The organism is Mycobacterium sp. ST-F2 (assembly GCF_001905655.1).
Classification (GTDB): Bacteria; Actinomycetota; Actinomycetes; order Mycobacteriales; family Mycobacteriaceae; genus Mycobacterium.
The window spans coordinates 35,617-55,541 of the sequence record NZ_JMHT01000029.1 but is presented as its reverse complement, the minus strand read 5'-3'; the positions used below and the strand labels follow the sequence as shown (position 1 = coordinate 55,541).

At 66.9% G+C, this 19,925-nt stretch carries 21 protein-coding genes and 1 pseudogene; 11 read left to right on the top strand and 11 right to left on the bottom strand.

Annotated elements, in window-relative coordinates; genetic code table 11:
- Positions 1-54: 54 nt before the first annotated feature.
- A complete protein-coding gene (locus EB75_RS12240) occupies positions 55-2,046 on the top strand; it encodes a glycoside hydrolase family 183 protein (protein ID WP_073695697.1) in 1,992 nt (663 codons plus the stop codon).
- Between the two features lie 2 nt (positions 2,047-2,048).
- A complete protein-coding gene (locus EB75_RS12235; RefSeq protein WP_083612193.1) occupies positions 2,049-2,543 on the top strand; it encodes a hypothetical protein in 495 nt (164 codons plus the stop codon).
- Here the strand turns inward: EB75_RS12235 and EB75_RS12230 are convergent.
- Positions 2,516-3,520, bottom strand: a complete 1,005-nt coding sequence (locus tag EB75_RS12230) for an AraC family transcriptional regulator (RefSeq protein WP_073695656.1) — start codon at positions 3,518-3,520, stop codon at positions 2,516-2,518. The genes EB75_RS12235 and EB75_RS12230 overlap by 28 nt on opposite strands.
- Before the next feature lie 183 nt (positions 3,521-3,703).
- Between EB75_RS12230 and EB75_RS12225 the strand changes: the two genes are divergently transcribed.
- The 3 genes from EB75_RS12225 to EB75_RS29590 all read left to right on the top strand — a co-directional run bounded on the left by EB75_RS12225 (position 3,704) and on the right by EB75_RS29590 (position 5,232).
- Entirely contained in the window at positions 3,704-3,976 is a 273-nt protein-coding gene (locus EB75_RS12225; RefSeq protein WP_073695655.1) for a hypothetical protein, read from the top strand.
- A gap of 177 nt (positions 3,977-4,153) precedes the next feature.
- Positions 4,154-4,756 (top strand): DUF1254 domain-containing protein, encoded by a 603-nt coding sequence (locus EB75_RS12220; protein ID WP_083612191.1) that lies wholly within the window; start codon positions 4,154-4,156, stop codon positions 4,754-4,756.
- Positions 4,757-4,869: 113 nt separating this feature from the next.
- Positions 4,870-5,232, top strand: a complete 363-nt coding sequence (locus EB75_RS29590; protein WP_174557659.1) for a hypothetical protein — start codon at positions 4,870-4,872, stop codon at positions 5,230-5,232.
- Here the strand turns inward: EB75_RS29590 and arsB are convergent.
- A pseudogene (gene arsB, locus EB75_RS12205) lies at positions 5,229-6,697 on the bottom strand (ACR3 family arsenite efflux transporter). The gene EB75_RS29590 and the pseudogene arsB sit on opposite strands and share 4 nt — an antisense overlap.
- Positions 6,694-7,119, bottom strand: coding sequence for an ArsI/CadI family heavy metal resistance metalloenzyme (locus EB75_RS12200; RefSeq protein ID WP_073695651.1), 426 nt, complete (start codon positions 7,117-7,119; stop codon positions 6,694-6,696). Before EB75_RS12200 ends, arsB begins: the two are co-directional and overlap by 4 nt.
- A 101-nt stretch (positions 7,120-7,220) precedes the next feature.
- On the opposite strand from EB75_RS12200, the gene EB75_RS12195 reads away from it, so the two are divergent.
- A complete protein-coding gene (locus EB75_RS12195; RefSeq protein ID WP_073695650.1) occupies positions 7,221-7,574 on the top strand; it encodes an Rv2640c family ArsR-like transcriptional regulator in 354 nt (117 codons plus the stop codon).
- 76 nt (positions 7,575-7,650) lie between these two features.
- A complete protein-coding gene (locus tag EB75_RS12190; protein ID WP_286150161.1) occupies positions 7,651-8,514 on the top strand; it encodes a TauD/TfdA family dioxygenase in 864 nt (287 codons plus the stop codon).
- A gap of 4 nt (positions 8,515-8,518) precedes the next feature.
- Here EB75_RS12190 and chrA read toward each other — a convergent pair whose 3' ends face one another.
- The 3 genes from chrA to EB75_RS12175 all read right to left on the bottom strand — a co-directional run bounded on the left by chrA (position 8,519) and on the right by EB75_RS12175 (position 10,515).
- A complete protein-coding gene (gene chrA, locus EB75_RS12185) occupies positions 8,519-9,676 on the bottom strand; it encodes a chromate efflux transporter (protein ID WP_073695648.1) in 1,158 nt (385 codons plus the stop codon).
- 17 nt (positions 9,677-9,693) lie between these two features.
- Positions 9,694-10,146 carry a lipoprotein LpqH gene (locus EB75_RS12180; protein WP_286150160.1) on the bottom strand — a complete coding sequence of 151 codons (453 nt, stop codon included), beginning with the start codon at positions 10,144-10,146 and terminating at the stop codon, positions 9,694-9,696.
- An 87-nt stretch (positions 10,147-10,233) separates the two neighbouring features.
- Positions 10,234-10,515 carry a hypothetical protein gene (locus EB75_RS12175; protein ID WP_073695646.1) on the bottom strand — a complete coding sequence of 94 codons (282 nt, stop codon included), beginning with the start codon at positions 10,513-10,515 and terminating at the stop codon, positions 10,234-10,236.
- A gap of 164 nt (positions 10,516-10,679) precedes the next feature.
- Between EB75_RS12175 and EB75_RS12170 the strand changes: the two genes are divergently transcribed.
- Positions 10,680-10,997 (top strand): DUF732 domain-containing protein, encoded by a 318-nt coding sequence (locus EB75_RS12170; protein ID WP_073695645.1) that lies wholly within the window; start codon positions 10,680-10,682, stop codon positions 10,995-10,997.
- Here EB75_RS12170 and EB75_RS12165 read toward each other — a convergent pair whose 3' ends face one another.
- From EB75_RS12165 to clpB, 5 genes are all read right to left on the bottom strand, one after another.
- Positions 10,998-12,128 carry a glycoside hydrolase family 76 protein gene (locus tag EB75_RS12165; protein WP_073695694.1) on the bottom strand — a complete coding sequence of 377 codons (1,131 nt, stop codon included), beginning with the start codon at positions 12,126-12,128 and terminating at the stop codon, positions 10,998-11,000.
- 15 nt (positions 12,129-12,143) lie between these two features.
- On the bottom strand, positions 12,144-12,830 hold the full coding sequence (locus tag EB75_RS12160) for a TrmH family RNA methyltransferase (RefSeq protein WP_073695644.1): 687 nt from the start codon (positions 12,828-12,830) through the stop codon (positions 12,144-12,146).
- Positions 12,802-13,713: a hypothetical protein gene (locus tag EB75_RS12155; protein WP_073695643.1), complete on the bottom strand. Its 912-nt coding sequence runs from the start codon at positions 13,711-13,713 to the stop codon at positions 12,802-12,804. The genes EB75_RS12160 and EB75_RS12155 overlap by 29 nt, the downstream gene beginning before the upstream one ends.
- Positions 13,714-13,738: 25 nt before the next feature.
- The gene (gene ttfA, locus EB75_RS12150) at positions 13,739-14,551 is read right to left on the bottom strand and encodes a trehalose monomycolate transport factor TtfA (protein ID WP_060999469.1); all 813 of its coding nucleotides are present in this window, start codon (positions 14,549-14,551) and stop codon (positions 13,739-13,741) included.
- Positions 14,552-14,713: 162 nt separating this feature from the next.
- Entirely contained in the window at positions 14,714-17,260 is a 2,547-nt protein-coding gene (clpB, locus tag EB75_RS12145) for an ATP-dependent chaperone ClpB (RefSeq protein ID WP_073695642.1), read from the bottom strand.
- A 175-nt stretch (positions 17,261-17,435) separates the two neighbouring features.
- Between clpB and EB75_RS12140 the strand changes: the two genes are divergently transcribed.
- The 3 genes from EB75_RS12140 to EB75_RS12130 are packed head-to-tail and all read left to right on the top strand — an operon-like array spanning position 17,436 to position 19,917.
- Positions 17,436-18,101, top strand: a complete 666-nt coding sequence (locus tag EB75_RS12140; RefSeq protein ID WP_073695693.1) for a GAP family protein — start codon at positions 17,436-17,438, stop codon at positions 18,099-18,101.
- Between the two features lie 15 nt (positions 18,102-18,116).
- The gene (locus tag EB75_RS12135) at positions 18,117-18,761 is read left to right on the top strand and encodes a CYTH domain-containing protein (protein WP_073695641.1); all 645 of its coding nucleotides are present in this window, start codon (positions 18,117-18,119) and stop codon (positions 18,759-18,761) included.
- On the top strand, positions 18,751-19,917 hold the full coding sequence (locus EB75_RS12130; RefSeq protein ID WP_073695640.1) for an FAD-binding oxidoreductase: 1,167 nt from the start codon (positions 18,751-18,753) through the stop codon (positions 19,915-19,917). The genes EB75_RS12135 and EB75_RS12130 overlap by 11 nt, the downstream gene beginning before the upstream one ends.
- Positions 19,918-19,925: the final 8 nt, after the last annotated feature.

Genomic DNA, 19,925 nt, shown 5'->3' with positions numbered 1-19,925 from the left:
CGGCCCGTGCCGATGTTGTTCCATGGATATTTGCTGGAACGACAGGAGATCACGATGGGCGCCGCCAGATACGTCGGCCGGGTGGGAAGGCTGGCCGTCGCGCTCGGCATCGGGACCGCGATCGCATCCGGCCAGGGCGTCGCCTGGGCCGACCAGACCGAGTCAGGTGCACCCACGGGCCCGCCCGCGGCTTCCGCGCCTGGCGAAAACGCCGGGGCTCCTGGCACTTCGGGCAAGCCCACCAAGCCGCGACGTGGCAAGCCCAAGCCCGCGAAGGACGACGTCGAAGAACCGGCCACCGACGACACTGTCACCCCGGCTGACCCCGCCACCGAAACCAAGCCCGACAAGCACAAGGCAGACAAACCGGCCAAGAACCGCGACCGCTCGAACCCGCCGAAGAACAACACCGCGAACGATCCCGCGCAACCACCGACCGCCAAACCGCCGAAAACCCCGACGCCCCCGCGGCTGACGCCCACCGCCCCAAAGACCGCCGCACCCAAGCCGGTCAGCGTGGCTGCCGTCGCGCCGACGGCCTTGAAGGTCACCACCAGCGCGGTCAACACCTCGCCGACGCCCGTCGCCGCGACGACCAACCTGCTCACGCCGAACGTCACCGCACCCTCGGCCAAGACGCTGAACCCGGTGGCTGCCGTGATGAAAGCTGTTTCCGGCGCACTGAATTGGGCGTTCAACCCGACAGGTGGCCCCAACCAGCCCACCCTGGCATGGACCGTGCTGGCCTTCGCCCGGCGCGAACTCGACAACCTCCTGACGGCCATCAAGCCGCAGAACGTCGTGAGTGCCCTCACCACCACCGGGCAGGTGCTGAGCAATCCGGTGGCCGCGCTCACCGCGGTGATGAATCCCCGACCGGACTGGCCCAAGCCAGGCCAACAGTTCAGTGCGTCAACCAGTTTCGTCGACTGGGTCAGCGGGAACTTCGCCCCCAACGACACCTACAACCGGTTCGGGGTCTGGGGCACCGACGTCGGCACCATGTGGGACAACGGAATTGCCGACGATCCCAACACCCCGATCAACGAACACCAGGTGCTGATCGCCTTCGGGGACACGTTCAGCGGCCCCGACATGACCGGCACCTGGCGCAACAACATCCTGTTCCGCACGTCGGACACCGACCTGTCCGACGGTATGGCGATCCCGGACGGCCAGTGGAAGAACGGCAACATGTTCGGCGGCTCACCCCTGTGGGGAGAGACGTACTCGCGCCAGATCATCCTGCCCGAGCGACTCCCGGCCGGCCTGCCCTCCGGGGTGACGCTGATCCCGACGTCGGGCATCTCGGTGCCGACCCCGGGCACACAGTACGGCGCCACGCAGTACCTGAGTTTCATGTCGGTCAAGCAGTGGGGTTCGCCCGGCCAGTGGACGACGAACTACTCGGCCATCGCCTACTCCACCGACAACGGCGAGAACTGGTACATCTCCCCGAAGAGTGTCCGGCAGAACTGGGGCGGCAACGCCAATTTCCAGCAGGCGGCCCTGGTGCGTCCCGGTGACGGCTACGTCTACTCGTACGGCACCCCGAACGGGCGTGGCGGAGCAGCCTACGTGTCGCGGGTGGCCGAGGCCGACATTCTCGACGTCTCCAAGTACGAGTACTACAACAAGGGCACTGCGGGCGGCTGGTTCGGCATCGGTGCGGTCAAGCAGGGCTGGTACAAGGATCCGGCGAAAGCCGGTGTGGTGTTCGGCAAGGACACCGGGGCGTGCGGCGTCGGCAAGCCCGGCAACCACGTCAGCGAGATGTCGGTGCAGTACAACCCGACGCTCGGCAAGTACGTCACCCTCTACGGCGACCAGTTCAACAACATCGTGTTGCGCACCGCCGACCGCCCGGAAGGCACCTGGTCGGCGGCGACAGTGCTGATGCCGCAGCAGAATGGCGGTATCTATGCGCCCATGATGCAGCCCTGGTCGCCGTCGACGCTGGGTACCGGCACCGATCTGTACTGGAATCTGTCGTTGTGGAGTGAGTACAACGTCATGCTCATGAAAACCGATCTGACCAAGCTGTAGCCGTGATCCGTGGGACCGCCCTGACCGCTGCCGCTGTCGCCCTGGCGACCGCGCTGGCGCCCCTGGCCTCCGCTGATCCTGTTGCACCACAACAGGATCAATTGTGCCCACCGACTGCCGACGAGGCCACGACCATGCCGACGACGCCGTCGCCGACATCGGGAGCCAAGACCCCGCTGCAGTGCCACGAAGGACGCTGGCAGGCGGTCGCGCTACCCGCCCAACCCAGCGACCGGTGGTGGAGCACCGGTCCCGTCATCGCGCTGCGCGGTCAGGGCATGCGCAATCCGAACCTGCTGTCCGGCCAGTGGAGTGGCACCCCACTGGCCCCGGGGAACCAGTGTCACGTCGCGCAACGCATCGTCGTCAGCGCCGGTGTGGTCGGCGCGCCCTTGGTGACCGACGGAGCACCGGACCAGACGCTGCACTTCGACGTCGCACCGACTGCGTCGTCCGTCGAGTTCTCCGGCTACTGCTTGTGGACACGGCTTCGATAAGCGGTGGGCGTAGTGCCGAACCACCGCTTGCACGACCGGGTGAGCACACTCTGCTCGGCATATCCGAGATTTCGGCAGAGCTGGTCGAGGGTCAGTTCGGTATCGAGCAGTAGCCGCTGCGCGGTGTCGCGGCGGGTCTGATCGACAAGGTCGGCGAAGGTTGCACCTTCGGCCGACAGGCGGCGCTGCAGCGTCTTCGGATGCAGCCCGACGTGACGGGCGATGTCCGGCAGCCCGACCGCTCCGCCCGGCAGCAGCTGACGGACCAGGGTACGGACCAATTGTGTTGTGGCAGGCTCAGATTCGCCGATGGTGCTGATCAGGTAGTCCATGGCCGTCTGATGCGCGATCCGGTCGGTGGGCAGCGGCCGCTCCAAATCTGAAGCGCGGACCACGAACCCGGCGACCGGCTCACCGAAGGACGGTGGGCAGCCGAAGTAGGTCCGATACTCGCCTACCGGGCCGCACGCGGCGTGGGGTATGTGCACCGCGAGTGGGCGGTAGTCGGCGCCGAGGAACTGCCGTAGCACCTGCAACGCCACGCCGAGGGACAGCTCGACGGCCTGCACCTGTGGCGGCGCGGGGTCCAGCAGAAATTCGAAAGCGAAGCGGTATTGGCCGGCATCGGCGGCGGGGATCATGCGGGCACTGATCGCGGGGCTGTAGGCGGCCATGAACTTGTCGAAGATGACGAATGCCTCAGCCACGTCGGAAGCGTTGCGGGCTGCCAGACCGACCGGGCCCAGGATTTCGATGCTCTGACGCAGCGCCAGTCGGCGGCCGAAATCGGGCACCTGCAGAACACGCGCGGCAGTTTCGACGGCCTGGATGGCGTTCTCCAGAGAGATGAAGCGGTCGTGACGACCGAAGTCGTCCAACGGGACGTGGGCGGCAGCCAGTAGCGCGGCACCGTCGCCACCAAATTCAGCAACCAACACATCAAAGTTGGTGAGTGCCGTCCCCCGGATGACCGACATGTCTCTAACTGTCAAAAAGATGTCGCGAAATGTCAAGACACAAACCGGTGCAGTGCAGCACAGTCGAATCCCCACGACAAGCAGTACGGGCGGCACAGCGTCGAGCCGCAGGTCGCTGCCCGGGCGCACCGGCCATCCAGCAAACATTCAAAGCTTGTCCACCCCACCACCTCGAGGAGCACAATGACCCCGCGCATCACCGCGCTGCTGTCCGTCCCGCTGATGGCCGGCGCCCTGACCGTGGCGCCATTGCTGGTAGCCCCCACTGCCGGCGCCGACGTCTGCGCCAGCGCCGGCGGGCGCCACTTCTCTGCCGGCGGCTGCACCAACATCGCGGGCGACGTCGCCGTGGGTACCGCCATCGCCGCGGCCCACGTTCCGTACGTCGCCGGGGAGGTGCCGTGCTACACCGACGAAGGCGTGCCGTACTACACACCGCCCGGAGCCCCCTGTTAGCACCTCGGATGGCGCTGTCCCGAACTGTCAAGAATCAGTCTCTAGATGTCAAGACTTCGGGCAGCGCTGTCCTGCACAGTGGGATGAGCGGACCGATTCCGGCCCGCGGCGACCGACCGTGCACACGCTCTGCCAGGTGATGGAGCTGGGCCACAACGAGATTGGAGTACGGCAGCCATGTCAGCCGAAATTCTCCCTTGGTGCGGATCGGTGGCCATCGCGCTGGCCGCGGTGCTGATCCTGACGCACCCGTGGGGGCCTCGCGCGCACCCGGCAGACGACGATCAGCATCAAGAGGCCGACCGCCTCGTGCCCATCACCTCGCCCATGCAGCAACTGCTGCGGATGCGCAAGCGCTCGCGAGCCCTGTATGTCGACCGGCTTCTGGACGTCAACACCGAGCCCTGGGTACTGACGCTGCCGGAGGCCCCCGACCACCGTTACCTGTTCCAGGTGCTGTCCGGTAGGGCGGACGTATTCGACGACGCGGCAGAACACGTCGCATGGACCGAACCGCAGACGTACGTCATCACCGGGCCCAGCTGGCGCGGCGAGCTGCCGCCCGGCGTCATCGAGCACCAGTCGTTGGCCCCGATCATCTGGCTACTGGGACGCGTCGAGTGCACGGGCACATCGAAGGACGACACCGCCGTGCGTGCGCTGCTGGACCGGATTTCCCTGGTGCCGCTCAGCTCCCATCGACAGCGCCGCGGTGCTGCTCACCCGAATTTTCTTCACACCCGCTACGATTCGCACCGCCAGATTCCCGGCGACTTCTAGCGGTCAGCGAAGCCGCCCGCGGCAAGATACCTGGGCAATCTCGCCTGGAGAGCTGGCATTCCGCCGTTCCGGGGCGATAATTGGTTCAACAGAGAACCCAAAGGGCGATGACCATGGCCGAACTCACCATCAGTCACAAAGGCACTCGACCTCGCTTCCGGTGGACGGCGGTTCCCTTCGCCTTCGGCGCGTTCCTGCTCACCGCGCCGGTCGCGGACGCCATCCCCGAAGGCACCATCAAAGCCGAATGCAAGGATGCCGGTGGCACATACAACACCTCATCCTCCGGCGGGCACCGGTACTCCAGCTGTGACTACAAAGACGTCGACGGCGGCTGGCACAGCGATCAATACACCGACGGCGAGTACACCGGCACCATCGACATCCCCAAGAGCACGCCGCCACCGACCAGCAAGACCTCCGTGGCACCGCTTCCGCCCGTGGTGATGAACCCGGGCCTGGCTCCGGGAGGCTAGCCGGGCAGCAACTCGTCGACCAGGTTCCGAACCCGGTCGGCGATGGCGTCGCGGATGGGCCGGACGGCCTCGATGGGCTGCCCCGCCGGGTCATCGAGTTTCCAGTCGCGGTAGGACACCCCCGGAAAGTAGGGGCAGGTATCGCCGCAGCCCATGGTGATCACCACGTCGCTGGACTCCACGGTGTCCGCCGTCAACACCTTGGGCGCTTCGGCCGTGATGTCGATGCCGAGTTCTGCCATGGCCGCGACAGCGACCGGGTTGATCTGATCAGCGGGTGCCGTTCCCGCAGAACGTACTTCGATGCGCCCCTGCGACAGATGGGTGAGCAGCCCGGCCGCCATCTGCGACCGGCCCGCGTTGTGGACGCAGACGAACAGGACGCTGGGTTTCGGGCTCATCGGTGGTTACTCCTCAATCGGGGCCGCAGTGCCAGCGACAGGTAGACGAGCGCGACCAGCACCGGCACTTCGATCAGCGGCCCGACGACGCCGGCCAGGGCCTGCCCGGAGGTCGCGCCCCACGTCGCGATGGCCACGGCGATGGCCAGTTCGAAGTTGTTGCCCGCCGCGGTGAACGCCAGCGTCGTGGTGCGTTCGTAGCCGAGTCCGAGGACGGCTCCCAGCACGTAGCCACCGACCCACATGATCGCGAAGTAGACCAGCAGCGGGAGCGCGATGCGGGCGACGTCCCACGGGCGGGTGGTGATCTGATGCCCTTGCAGCGCAAAGAGAATCACGATGGTGAACAGCAACCCGTACAGTGCCCACGGCCCGATCCGGGGTAGGAACGCGGACTCGTACCAGGCGCGGCCCTTGGCCTTTTCGCCGAGCCGGCGCGACAGGTAGCCGGCAGCCAGCGGGATGCCGAGGAAGATCAGCACCGACTTCGCGATCTGCCACGGCGAGGTCGCGATCGCGGTCTGCGGCAGGTGCAGCCAGCCCGGCAGCACCGACAGGTAGAACCAGCCGAGCACCGCGAACATCAGTACCTGGAACACCGAATTGAGCGCCACCAGAACAGCTGCAGCCTCCCGGTCACCGCACGCCAGGTCGTTCCAGATGATGACCATGGCGATGCAGCGGGCCAGGCCGACAACGATGAGTCCGGTCCGGTACTCGGGCAGGTCCGCGAGGAACAGCCAGGCCAGCGCGAACATCAGCGCCGGCCCGAGCACCCAGTTCAGCACCAGTGAGGACAGCAGCAGCTTGCGGTCGGACGTGACGGTGTCGAGCCGGTCGTACCGGACCTTGGCCAGCACCGGGTACATCATGACTAGCAGGCCCAGCGCGATCGGCAACGAAATGCCATCCACCTGAACCTTTTCCAGCACGACGTCCAGTCCGGGGACCCAGCGGCCGAGCAAGAGCCCGGCCGCCATCGCCAACCCGATCCAGACCGGCAGATACCGGTCGAGCGTCGAGAGTCGAGCTGTCGCCGGAGCGGCGTCAGCGGTCTGCGTCATGCCTGCGCCCCGCAGCACACCGCATCATCTGATCCGCTCGGCGCGGCGCCGAAGGTTTCACTGTCGGCCAGGACGGTGTAGACCTCCCAGCGTTCGCCGCCGGGTGCGGTCACCCAGACCTTGTCCTGCGTGGCGAAGCAACAGGTGGTCCCGATCTCCTCTTCGGTGAACATTCCCGCCTCGCTCAGGCGGGTGATCTCGGTGTGCACGGCGTCGCTTGATTCGACCTCCACACCCAGGTGGTTGATCGAGCCACCGTGGCCCGGGTTCTCGAGCAGCACCAGTTTGAGCGGCGGGTTCGCGATCGCGAAGTTCGCGTAGCCGGGCTTCACCTTGGCCGGCTCGGCGCCAAAGAGGTTGCGGTAGAAGGCGATCGACTCGTCGAGGTTGTCGACGTTCAGAGCCAGCTGGACACGAGACATTGCAGACCTCCTGGGGTATGTGACGTATGTCGAATCTGCGTGCAAGACTGTTCTACGCACCTTTTCGATATATGTCAACAAGCTGGGGTACCATCGATGCCATGCCCAAGGCACTGCCCGTCATCGACATGTCCGAGCCGTTGTGCTGCGCGCCCGTGGCCGCAAGCCCGACCGACGACGACGCCGCACTCGACCTGGCCATGCGCCTCAAGGCGCTCGCCGACCCGGCGCGCGTGAAACTGATGTCGCTGTTGTTCACCTGCGGCGAGCCGTGCACCACCGGCTCGCTCGCCGCCGCGGTGGGCCTGGCCGAATCGACCGTCAGCCACCACCTCGGCCAGCTGCGTTCCGCCGGGTTCGTCACCTCCGAACGACAGGGCATGAACGTGCACCACACACCCCGCCGCGATGCGCTCGCCGCGCTGTGCCGGGTACTCGACCCGAACTGCTGCTGACATGCGCGCACCGGTCCCGGCCGAATCCGCAACCATATGGACGCCAACCGATTTCCCGATCGAGAGCACGTGGTCGGTGGACCTCACGCCGGCGGACCGAACCGCCCTCGTCGCCGCGGGCCGAGGCGACACCGCAGCCCTCGCCGACCACTTCCGCGACGCGGCCGCGCACTGGACAACCGTGCTCCAGCACGGCGCGGGGTTCCTACGACTGCGCTCGTTCCCCATCGACGAACTCTCGGCAGACGAAATCGAACGAGCCTATCTCGCGCTCGGTACGTTGCTCGGCACACCGGTCGGCCAGGACCGAGACGCCAACGTGCTCACCCATATTCGCGACGAACAGCTGCGACCCGATCCGAGCGTTCGCAAGTACCGGACCAATCAGCGACAGGACTTCCACAGCGACGGTTCGGATCTCGTCGGCCTGCTCTGTCTGCATCCAGCTCTCGCTGGTGGTGAGTCGAAGATCGTCAGCGCCCACGCGGTCTACAACGAAGCGTTGCGGCGCGCACCGCATCTGGTCGACGTGATGTACGGACCCATGCCATGGGACCGTAACAACGAACAACCCCACGGCCAGCCCGGCTTCTTCGAACTCCCACCGATCACCGACATCGACGGCATTCCAAGGGTTTTCTTCATCGCCTGGTACATCCGCGACTCACAGCGACACCCCGACGCACCACGGCTCACCGACAACCAGAGGGAAGCGCTCGCGCTCTTCGAAACGATCGCGAATGATCCGGACTTCCACATCCAGATGACCTTCGAGCCGGGCGACGTCCAGCTCCTGAACAACGCCACCGTGCTGCATTCCCGCGAGCAGTACACCGATCATGCCGATCCCAGCCAACGCCGGCACCTGCTGCGCCTGTGGCTGACCGCGCCGACTGCCAGCACCCACGAACTGCTGCGGCAAGGCATCCCGCGGCAGTAGCCGGTCAACCGGGCAACGGCATGCCGAGTGCCGTGGCGAGCACGCCGGCCACCGCGGCCAGCAGCAAGGTGATCACAACGTTCAGCCGACTGAACACCGCGACCACCGCCACAGCCAGCACCACGTACTGCCACGCCTCGCTGATCGACATGGCCAGCGGTACCGCCGAACCGAGGATCGCCCCGATGGCTGCCGGGCCCGCACCGTCCAGGAATGCGCGCACGTAGTCGTTGCCGCGAATCCGGTCGAAGTGCTTGGCGCCCAACAGGATGAACAGGAATGACGGACTGAACGCCACCACCGACGCCAGCACCCCGCCGATCAACCCCGCGGCGGCGTAGCCGACGACGGCGACGGTCTGCACCACCGGCCCCGGCGTGATCTGGCCCAGCGCAACGGCATTGAGGAACTGCGGCCCGCTCATCCAGTGGTAGTGGTCGACAGCGTCGGCCTGCATGAGCGGAATGATCACGAACCCACCGCCGTACGACAGCGCGCCGACCTTCAACGCCACCCAGCACAACGAACCCAACGTGCCCAATGTCAGGGTCTGGAACGCCAGCACCGGCATGCCGCGCGCGCTGGATGTGGGCAGCGTCGTGGTCCGCGCCAATTCCATTACGCCACAAGCCAACAGCACGACAACCAGCCACGGCCCGAGCAGGGCCGCGGCCAGCGCACCCAGCACGAGGTACAGCATCCACCGGACGGCACTGGTGCGACGCTGCCAACTCGCCGGGATCAGCGCTGCCCCGGCATGCACAGCGACGGCGGCCACCGCGGCACCCGCGCCGGCACCCGCGGCCAGAACCCACCGCGGCGGTGAGCCCGCCAGGAACAGTGCCGCCAGCCCCAGGATGACGATGAGCCCCGGCACGATGAACGCGGCACCACCGACCAGCGCGCCCAACCGACCGCGCACTCGCCAGGCACAGTAGATCGACAGCTGCGTCGACGCCGGCCCGGGCAGCAGGTTGCAGGTCGCGATGGCGTCCTCGAACTCGGTGGCACCGATCCAGCGGCGCCGCTCCACGCACAGGCTGCGCAGCAGCTTGATGTGTGTGGGCGGGCCGCCGAAACCGATGCACCCGATGGTGCCCCACTCTCGTAGCACCGTGCCCAGCGTTACTCGATGCGATGCATCCTCAGCCGGCGCGGTCACGAGCAATCATCTTGGTGCTACGGGCACGTCACGTCCATCTGGAACGTCCTGTTCACCTCTTGCGGCGACCGCAGGTCTCGCAGGTCGCTGCCCGTGGCTGTGCCCTTGATGGTGTACGACCGGCCCTGCACCGCGGCGGCGACGTTGTTCGCCTGGCCCGGGTCGGCATTCGTGTAGCCCAGCGCAACACCGTCCACCGTGCCCAGCCCGACACTGCGGACCCGCGGCGGGTTGCTCGTGCTCACAACGGCACCGACCCCGTTGGACATGTCGCCGATCCCGATCGTGACGTTGTCACCCGCCTGGTGACAGGTGACACCGCCGATCACGGGCCGGGGCTGCCCGTCGACGAAGACCTGCGGCGCCGGTAGCGCTGCGCTCGGCGACCCGACGTCGGGTTCGGACCGATGCGTCGTACAGCCGGCCAGCCCTACGGCCACCACGCAGATCACGACACTCTTGCGAACCAACGTTCTCCTCCTTCGCATCTGGATATCTGGCGGTACAACGCCAGGGGTTACCCAGTGCGAAGGAGATGAATCGTCAGCGCCGAAGAGCTACGGGCAGACGGTGACGATTCCGGCGGGGCCGGTCACGCACGGAAGATTGACGTACACCTGGGGGCCATCCCAGCCATCACCACGCCAGCCCGGGGCGCCCCAACCCCGGCCGGGGTGGTCATACCAGTCGTCGTGGCCGTGGCCGCCGCGGTCCATCGGGATGACGGCCGGATCGGTAACCGGCGCAGCTGCGGCAATGCCCGCACCCAGACCCAAAACGCCAGCTCCGAGGCTCGCGGCAAATGCGGTAGTCAGCACAATCTTCTTGAACGTGGCCATAGCCAACCTCCGAAATAACAAAAAATGCAATATGCAATAAGCGTGACTAAGTATACGACGCTGACGCTTCTGAATAAATTCCTGTCCTCTTCGACAAGACTCCACCCCCTGATCAGCGGGCGTCGCGTAGCCTGACAGCAAACCGAGTCCATAGGGGATCCAGAATGAAGTCCACGCGCGCCGCGGCCCTCCTCGCGGCACTCACGTCCGCAGCGGCTGCCGGAGTGCTGGCCGCCCCGGCGCAGGCTGACGACCAGATGGACCCGGTGTTCCTGCAAGCCATCCATGACAAGGGCCTCAGCATGCCGGACAGCACGGCGATCAAGCTCGCCCACGGCACCTGCGGCGCGCTGGGCTCCGGCAACGTCAACAACGCGCTGGCCTACCTGAAGAAGAACTCCAACCTGTCCGACAGGGACGCCATCAAGTTCGGCGGGATCGCCATCACCGCGTACTGCCGTCAGTCCGCGCCCAAGTCGTAGTCAGGACTCGGTCAGCGTGTAGGCCGCTTCCATCAGCATCCAGCCGGCCACCTGCACCGAGAGGTCCCGTTCCGGGATATCGGACGAGTTCACCGCGCCGTCAACAGATTTCGCCTTCTCGCCGGCGACCTTCGGCAGCTCGGCGGCGCGATCCCAGAACGCACCGAACAGCGGGACGCCGTCGACGGTCTGCCGGTAGTCCCATGCCGACTCAGCCGATTTCAGGACCAGCTCGCGGGCGGTGGCCCTGGCGGTTTCGTCGTCCTCGGAACCGCCCGGCAACGTCGTGGCCACCAACGTCAGGTAGCGCGCCAGGATGGCACCGAACAGGCCACCGTCGCCGCCGCCCGCTCCCCTGATCACACCTTCGTCGAGCATGTGCTCCTTGACCGCCGCCACCAGACGGTGCACCCGCTCCACATGCCGCGAATCCCCGGTGCGCACGGCCAGTTCCACTTCCAGGCCCAGCACCACGCCCTGGCAGTAGGTGTACTGGGCGCGCACCATCGAGCCGGCCTTGATGCCGTCGAACACCAGGTGGGTGTCGGGGTCGATCAGCGTGTCGTCGATCCAGTCGGACATCTGTTGCGCCCGCCGCAAACGGTCGTGGCGAGCCAGGAAGATGCCGGCCGGACCGTTGGCGGGGGCGTTGAAGAACTGGTCCTGTTTGCGCCACGGAATGCCGCCGCCGTCCTCGGGCACCCAGGCCTGGAGGAACTGGTCGGCAAACGTCTTGAGCGCCTTGGGCCGCGCCACGCCGACCAGCCGGCCGGAGCGCTCCAGCGCGAGCGCCATCCACGCCATGTCGTCGTAGTAGTTGTTGGTCCAGGCCCCGTTGTTGCGCAGTCGGTGTCCGCGAATCTGACGGCTGATGCGAGCGACGCGGTGCTCCTGCGGGTCGCGCAACTGCGCGTCGATCAAGCAGTCCAGCAGGTGCGCCTGCCACCAATAATCCCAGCTCTTGAACAGCCGGTCGGCCCGCGTCGACGGCCAGGCGACCACGCCCAGCTGGGTGCCGGGCATCCCCCAGAGCCGCCGGATATGCCGATTGGTCACAGCCGTTTCGGCGCTGGCCGCACGGTTAGCCCAAATTGCACCCCCGTCGCTGCGCTCCACCGGACGCTCATCCATGCGTTCCATCCTGCCCTACCAGGCCCGATCCAGTCCTGCATGTTGGCTGATCCAGGTATGCATGACGATCCCGGCGGCCACCCCGGCGTTGATGCTGCGAGTCGAACCGAATTGCGCGATGGACACCGTCATCATCGACCCAGTCTTGGCGTCGTCGGTGATGCCCGGACCTTCCTGCCCGAAGATCAACAGGCATTCGCGGGGCAGCACCGTCTCTTCCAGCCGCACCGAGCCGGGCACGTTGTCGACGGCGACCGGGGTCAGCCCGGCGTCGTGGGCGAAGGCCAGCAATTCGGCGGTGGTGGCATGGTGCATGAGCCGCTGGTAGCGGTCGGTCACCATGGCGCCGCGACGATTCCACCGCCGGCGGCCGACGATGTGCACGGTGTCCACGGCAAACGCGTTCGCGGTGCGGACCACCGCGCCGATGTTGGCATCGTTGCCGAAATTCTCGATCGCGATGTGCAAGGGGTGCCGACGGTTGTCGATGTCGGCGATGATCGCCTCCCGCGTCCAGTACCGGTAGGCGTCGACGACGTTGCGAGTGTCGCCCTCGCGCAACAACTCCGGGTCGTAGCGCGGGTCGTCGGGCAGCTCGCCCGGCCAGGGGCCGACGCCGGGCCCGGCACCCCACTCGGTGGGACCGGGCACATCAGTGTGATCAGCGGCCTGCTCAGGCACGCGAAATCCACACCGCCGCATGGGTTCCCACCACGGTGACGGTGGCGTACAGCAGGGCCTGGTTGATCTCACCCTGGGTGCAGAGCGAGGCGCGCGTCGAGATCGCGCCCTGCGACGAGTCCGGCAGCACCAGCAGCGTGGAGCCGTAGACATCACATGCGTGCGACAGTCCGGGCGGCGGCAGTGTCGGCGCGACCGCGATCATCAACGGGCCGCCCCGCTTGGCCGAGTCATCCTTGTATCTGCTTGCCGCGCCGAGGATTTCGAGACCCAGCAGCATGTAGCCGTTGCCGGTGAACGCCGCCGGATCGCCCAGGGCCACGGGGTTCAACTGGCTGCCGTCGGCCCGGAACCCGTCCACGCTGGTGGCTTTCAGCGACAGTCCGGTGTCGGACTCGTTGGTGGGCGTCAGGCCCACCGGGTACGCCGCACCGTAGGCCACGGTGGTGTCCTTGATCCGGTCGGCAGGCGAATACAGGTAGACGCCGCGCACCTGCGACTGGTCCCGCATGGGTCCCAAACAGACTGTGCCGGTTACCTTGTCCGGGTTCTGCACGACGGCCGGATTGATCTTCAGGTTGGGGACGCCGTCGCAGCCACCGATCACGTTCGCTTCGATGGGGTGCGCCAGTGCGCCGTACAGGCCGAAGCGCAGCGCCTCGGGCTTGGCGTGTTCGCCACCGGCTTTCGCGGCGGCCATGTCCACGTCGATCATCACCTGATCGTCCTGGAAGCGCAGGTTGGACACCGACACGTTCCAGCCGAGCAGCGCCTGCGACTCGCCGATTTTCGCACTGGGGGCACCGAAGACGCTGGTGCTGGCGGAACCGTCACCCGAACATGCGACCAGCACGCCGGCCAGCAGCACTGCCAGCAGCCGCGAGGCCAACCTGCGAAAAGACATGCGGCTCAGGTTAGCCGCAGGCGGCTCAGCGCTGATAATTCGGCGCGGGGCGGCCGTTACGGGCCGGTGCGAACTGCGTGTAGCGGCCGATGTCGGCGCGGCCGGGGGCCTGGTTGCTGCGGCCGGCGGGCAGCTCGTTCTGCCGCATCGGGCCGGCGCTGAGCGGACGACTCGGCGAGCCGCTGCGACGGGCGACGGCCTGGCCGGCGACGCTGTTCTGGCCCGACGGCACGGGCGGCAGCACGCGCAGCAGGTCGTTGAACTGGCGGACGGTGCGCAGACCCTCATCCCACTGAGCGCGGGTACTCGTGATGGGCATGGAGACGAGCGTCCAGTTCTGCTCGTTCCACATGACCTCGGCGCAATCCGGGGCGGTGTGCGAGAAGGTCACCATGCGGCGGTCGCAGGCGCGACGGGCGGCATCGAGGTTGGTGGAGTAGACCATGCGCGGGCCGATGGCGCCCAGCAGCCAGATGTCGTTCTCCCGCGGCTCCGGGATGTCCTTGAGCCGCACGTCCACGGCGACGTTGGTGCCGACCTTGCGGTGCAGCGCGATGACGGTGGCCACGTCGTCGAGATCGAAGATGAACACGGCCTCGCCACGAATCTGGCCGAGCACCACGTTGCGGGCGTGCACGTTCTCACCGACGGTCGACATGATGCCGCGGCTCCACCGCTTGACCAGGTCGGGAGTCTCGTGTTCGTAGTCGAAGCCATGCGACTTCGCCCAGGACTTACGGCGCCGTCCAAGGCCACGTCGACGGTCAATGTCGACGTACAGCAGCACCGCCGCACCCACGAAGCAGAGTGCGGAAAGTGTGAACCAAAGCGGGACCATCCGCCCAAGCCTACTGGCTGGTACCCGAAATGCCCGAACTCGAATTGGTCACAAGCTCGTTACGGCGGGGTCCGAACCACTCTGATCGGGCCCCTCAAGGTACGCCATAAGTGCCGGAAGCCCCGCCACACCGAAGTGTGACGGGGCTCCCCGATAACTGACTCAGCCGAGCACCAGGCTCTCGCCGTCCGCGCTGACGTTGACCGGCACGACGTCGCCGTCGTGCACCTGGCCGGCCAGCAGCATCTTGGCCAGCTGGTCGCCGATGGCCTGCTGCACCAACCGGCGCAGCGGACGGGCACCGTACAGCGGGTCGAAGCCGCGCTCGCCCAGCCACTTCTTGGCCTCCAGCGAGACCTCGAGCTGCAGCCGCCGCTGCGACAGCCGCTTCTGCAGCTGAGCCAACTGGATGTCGACGATCCGCACCAGCTCGCTCGGGTCGAGCGCGTGGAACATCAGCACGTCGTCCAGACGGTTGATGAACTCCGGCTTGAACTTCGCGCGCACCGCCGCCATCACCTGCTCCTCGGTGCCACCGGCGCCGAGGTTCGAGGTCAGGATGAGGATGGTGTTGCGGAAGTCGACCGTGCGGCCCTGACCGTCAGTCAGGCGTCCCTCGTCAAGCACCTGCAGCAGCACGTCGAACACGTCGGGGTGCGCCTTCTCGACCTCGTCGAACAGCACCACCGTGTACGGGCGTCGCCGCACTGCCTCGGTCAGCTGACCACCGGCGTCGTAACCGACGTAGCCCGGAGGGGCACCGACCAGACGAGCCACCGAGTGCTTCTCGCCGTACTCGCTCATGTCGATGCGGACCATGGCGCGCTCGTCGTCGAACAGGAAGTCCGCCAACGCCTTGGCCAGCTCCGTCTTACCGACACCGGTCGGTCCGAGGAACATGAACGATCCGGTGGGACGGTTGGGGTCGGCCACACCGGCACGGGAGCGACGGACCGCATCGGACACGGCCTCGACGGCCTGCTTCTGACCGATGACGCGCTTGCCGAGCTCCTCCTCCATGCGCAGGAGCTTGGCGGTCTCGCCTTCCATCATTCGGCCGGCCGGGATGCCCGTCCACGCCGACACCACGTCCGCGATGTCGTCGGGGCTGACCTCCTCCTTGAGCATGACGTTCTCGCGGGCCTCGGCGACCGGCAACGCGGCGTCGAGTTGCTTCTCGAGCTGTGGGATCCGGCCGTACCGCAGCTCGGCGGCCTTGGCCAGGTCACCATCGCGCTCGGCCCGGTCGGCCTCACCGCGCAGCGCCTCGAGCTGTTCCTTGAGCTCGCGAACGATGTCGATGGCGTTCTTCTCGTTCTGCCACCGCGTCGTCAGCTCGGCCAGCTTCTCCTTGTAGTCGGCCAGCTCCGAACGCAGCTTCTCGAGCCGCTCCTTCGAGGCGTCGTCCTCTTCCTTGGACAGCGCCATCTCCTCGATCTCGAGGCGACGGACCAGCCGCTCGACCTCGTCGATCTCCACGGGCCGGGAGTCGATCTCCATGCGCAGCCGGGACGCGGCCTCGTCGACCAGGTCGATGGCCTTGTCCGGCAGGAAGCGGCTGGTGATGTAGCGGTCCGACAACGTGGCCGCCGCGACCAGCGCGGAGTCCGTGATGCGCACACCGTGGTGCACCTCGTAGCGGTCCTTGAGGCCACGCAGGATGCCGACGGTGTCGTCGACCGACGGTTCGCCGACCAGCACCTGCTGGAACCGGCGCTCCAGGGCGGCGTCCTTCTCGATGTACTTGCGGTACTCGTCGAGCGTGGTCGCGCCGACCAGCCGCAACTCGCCACGGGCCAGCATCGGCTTGATCATGTTGCCGGCATCCATCGCGGATTCGCCGGTCGCGCCGGCACCCACGATGGTGTGCAGCTCGTCGATGAACGTGATGACCTGCCCGGCCGAGTTCTTGATGTCGTCGAGGACGGCCTTGAGCCGCTCCTCGAATTCACCGCGGTACTTGGCGCCGGCCACCATGGACCCGAGGTCCAGGGAGATGACGGTCTTGTCGCGCAACGACTCCGGTACGTCACCGGCGACGATGCGCTGGGCCAGGCCCTCGACGATGGCGGTCTTGCCGACGCCGGGCTCACCGATCAGAACGGGGTTGTTCTTGGTGCGGCGGCTCAGCACCTGCACGACGCGACGAATCTCGTTGTCGCGGCCGATGACCGGGTCGAGCTTGCCTTCCCGGGCGCGGGCGGTCAGGTCGGTGGAGTACTTCTCCAACGCCTGGTAGCTGCCCTCGGGATCGGGGCTGGTGACGCGGGCACTGCCGCGGACCTTCACGAACGCGTCACGCAGCGTCTGCGGCGCGGCGCCGTGGTTGACCAGGATCTTGGCGACGTCGGAGTCGCCACTGGCCAGGCCGTACAGCAGGTGCTCGGTGGAGACGTATTCGTCGTCCATCTCGGTGGCCAGGTGCTGGGCAGCGGTCAGGGCTGCAACCGACTCACGAGACAGTTGTGGCGTCGAGTTGGCGCCAGAGGCACTCGGCAGCTGGTCGATCAGCCGCTGAGCTTCGGCCCGGATGGTCGCGGGCTCGACGCCGACGGCCTCCAGCAGGGGTGCGGCAATGCCGCCGTTCTGGGTCAGCAGAGCCATCAACAAATGCGCCGGACGGATCTCCGGGTTTCCGGCGGCTGTCGCCGCCTGCAACGCTGAGGTCAGCGCCGCCTGAGTCTTCGTGGTCGGGTTGAACGAGTCCACGACACCTCCCTTTCGTCTACAGAAAAATGCTTGTCGCTCTGTTCAGCGTCGTCAAGGTTGAGTCTATTCCGCTCAAGTCTGGGAAATTTCCGATCTGCGCATGATCTGGGTCACTACAGGAATTCTGCCGCGCCCAACCGCCAAGATCGACGGATCCGTAAGCAACAATGTCGGCATGACGGATTGGGTTTCGGTCCTGACCGAACTGATTCCCCTCGCCCTGGTGGTCGCCTTGTCGCCGCTGTCGATCATTCCCGCTGTGCTGGTGCTCCAATCACCCCACGCGCGCACCACGGGACTGACCTACCTCGCCGGCTGGCTGCTGGCCCTCGCAGTCCTGACCGGGGCGTTCGTCAAGCTGTCCGCCCTGATGCCCACGGGCGGTCACCCGTCGACCACGGCGTCGTGGATACGCATCGTGATCGGCGCCCTGCTCGTCGTCTTCGGCATCTACCGCTTCGCCACTCGCACGCACGACGCCCACGAGCCCGCCTGGATGCGGAAGCTGACCACGGTCACCCCGGCCCGGGGCTTCGTGACCGCGGCAGTGTTGGCAGTGGTGAACCCCAAGGTGCTGTTCATGTGCATCGCCGCCGGCCTGGCCATCAGCACCGACGAGCTCCCCGGCGCCGCGAACCTGGCGTCCGTCGTCTATTTCGCCCTGGTGGCCGGCAGCTCCGTCGCCATTCCGGTCCTGACGTACGTCGCCGCCGGCGAGCGGCTGGACCCGGCCATGGCGCGCCTGGGCGCCTGGCTACACCGTCAGCACGCGGTGCTGGTGGCCGGGATCCTGATCATCATCGGACTTCTCGTGGCATACAAGGGTCTGAGCCACCTCTAGGACTACCGTTCAACCATGTCCGAATCCGGCTTCGGCGATTTCGAGTTCGAACGAAAGTTCCTCGTCCGCGACCTGCCCGCTGTCACAGCGTCTGACCCGAGTCCTGCCCTGATCGTGCAGGCCTACCTGTTCGCGGCCGACGGCTATGCCGTCCGCGTGCGCGTGCAGGGCCCGGCTCCCACCGATCTGAGCGATCCGGCGATCGATCTCATCGACGCCATCGGCGCCGACTCGATCGGCACCATGACCGCCAAGGGCCCGGCCGCCGGCGGCACCCGCTACGAGGCCGAGCGCGAACTCGATCCACTCGTCGCCGGTGAGATCGTCCGGCGCGCAGAACATGTGATCACCAAGGTGCGGTACTCGGTGTGGCTAGGTGAGGACGGCTGGATCATCGACCGGTTCACGGGCAGCAATGCCCCGCTTCTGCTGGCCGAGGTCGAACGCGGCGGACCGGTGGTCGACCTCGCCATCCCGACGTTCTGCGTCACCGAGGTGTCCGAGGACGACCGCTTCCGCAACGAATACCTGGCACACCTGCCGTACGGCGCATGGGCCGACTCGCATCGACGCGAACTCGAGCTGCTGGGCCCCACGTTCGTCAACTCCCTGGGAGAAAACCGCTTCGACACCACGTCGCCGATGTCTGATGGGGCTTGACGACCGCGAAGCACTGACGACGGTGCGCGCCGCGATGGACCCTGCGCGCGGCGGGGACGACGTGGTCGGCCGCTTCTACGCCCGCTGGTTCGCCACCGATCCGTCAGCGCGCGACCTGTTCCCGCCCGATCTGGCGGCGCAGCGGACCGCGTTCGGCCAGGCACTGTTCTGGGTGCTCGGCGAGTTCATCGATCAGCGGGCCGAGGAGCCCGTGGCCTTCCTCGCACAGCTCGGCCGGGACCACCGCAAATACGGTGTGGGGCAACAGCATTACGCGGCGGTGCACGATGCGCTACTGGCCACTCTGCGTGACGAGCTCGGTGACCACTGGGACGCGCGCGTCGCCGAGGCGACGACCCACGCCGTCGACCTGATCGTCGGTGTCATGCGCGGTGCCGCCGATGCCGAACAGACCCCGCCGTACGTCGACGGCACCGTCGTCGAGCATCTACGTGTCACCCGGGACGTGTCGGTGGTGCGGCTGCAACTGGACCAGGCGCTGGCGTATCACGCCGGTCAGTACGTCGCGGTGCAGGTGCCGCAGTGGCCGCGACGGTGGCGGCATCTGAGTCCGTCGATGCCCTCCGACGCCAGTGGCGCCATCGAGTTCCACATCCGATCGGTCAGCGGCGGCATGGTGAGCACCGCGATCGTCCACCAGACCACTCCCGGGGACCGCTGGCGCCTCTCGAATCCCCATGGCGGGATGCATGTTTCACGCTCTGACGGCGATGTGCTCATGGTGGCCGGCAGCACCGGCCTCGCTCCGTTGCGCGCGCTGCTGATGAACCTGTGCCGCGAGGCCGAAAATCCCCGCGTGCACCTGTTCTTCGGCGGGCGCTACCCCTGCGACCTCTACGATCTGCGTGTCCTCTGGGAGATCGCCGCCACCAATCCGTGGCTGTCGGTCACGCCGGTGTCCGAGTACTCCACCGACCCACCGTGGGCCGTCGACTATCCGGACGTCCAGCCACCTCGCGGGCTGCACGTCCGGCAGACCGGACTGCTCCCCGATGTCGTCACCAGCTACGGCAGCTGGGGCGACCGGCAGATCCTGGTGTGCGGCGGGCCCAAGATGGTCGCCGCGACCAAAGCCGCCCTGATTGCCAAAGGCGCCCCGCCAGAACGCATTCAGCACGATCCGTTGGCCCACTGACACTGGAG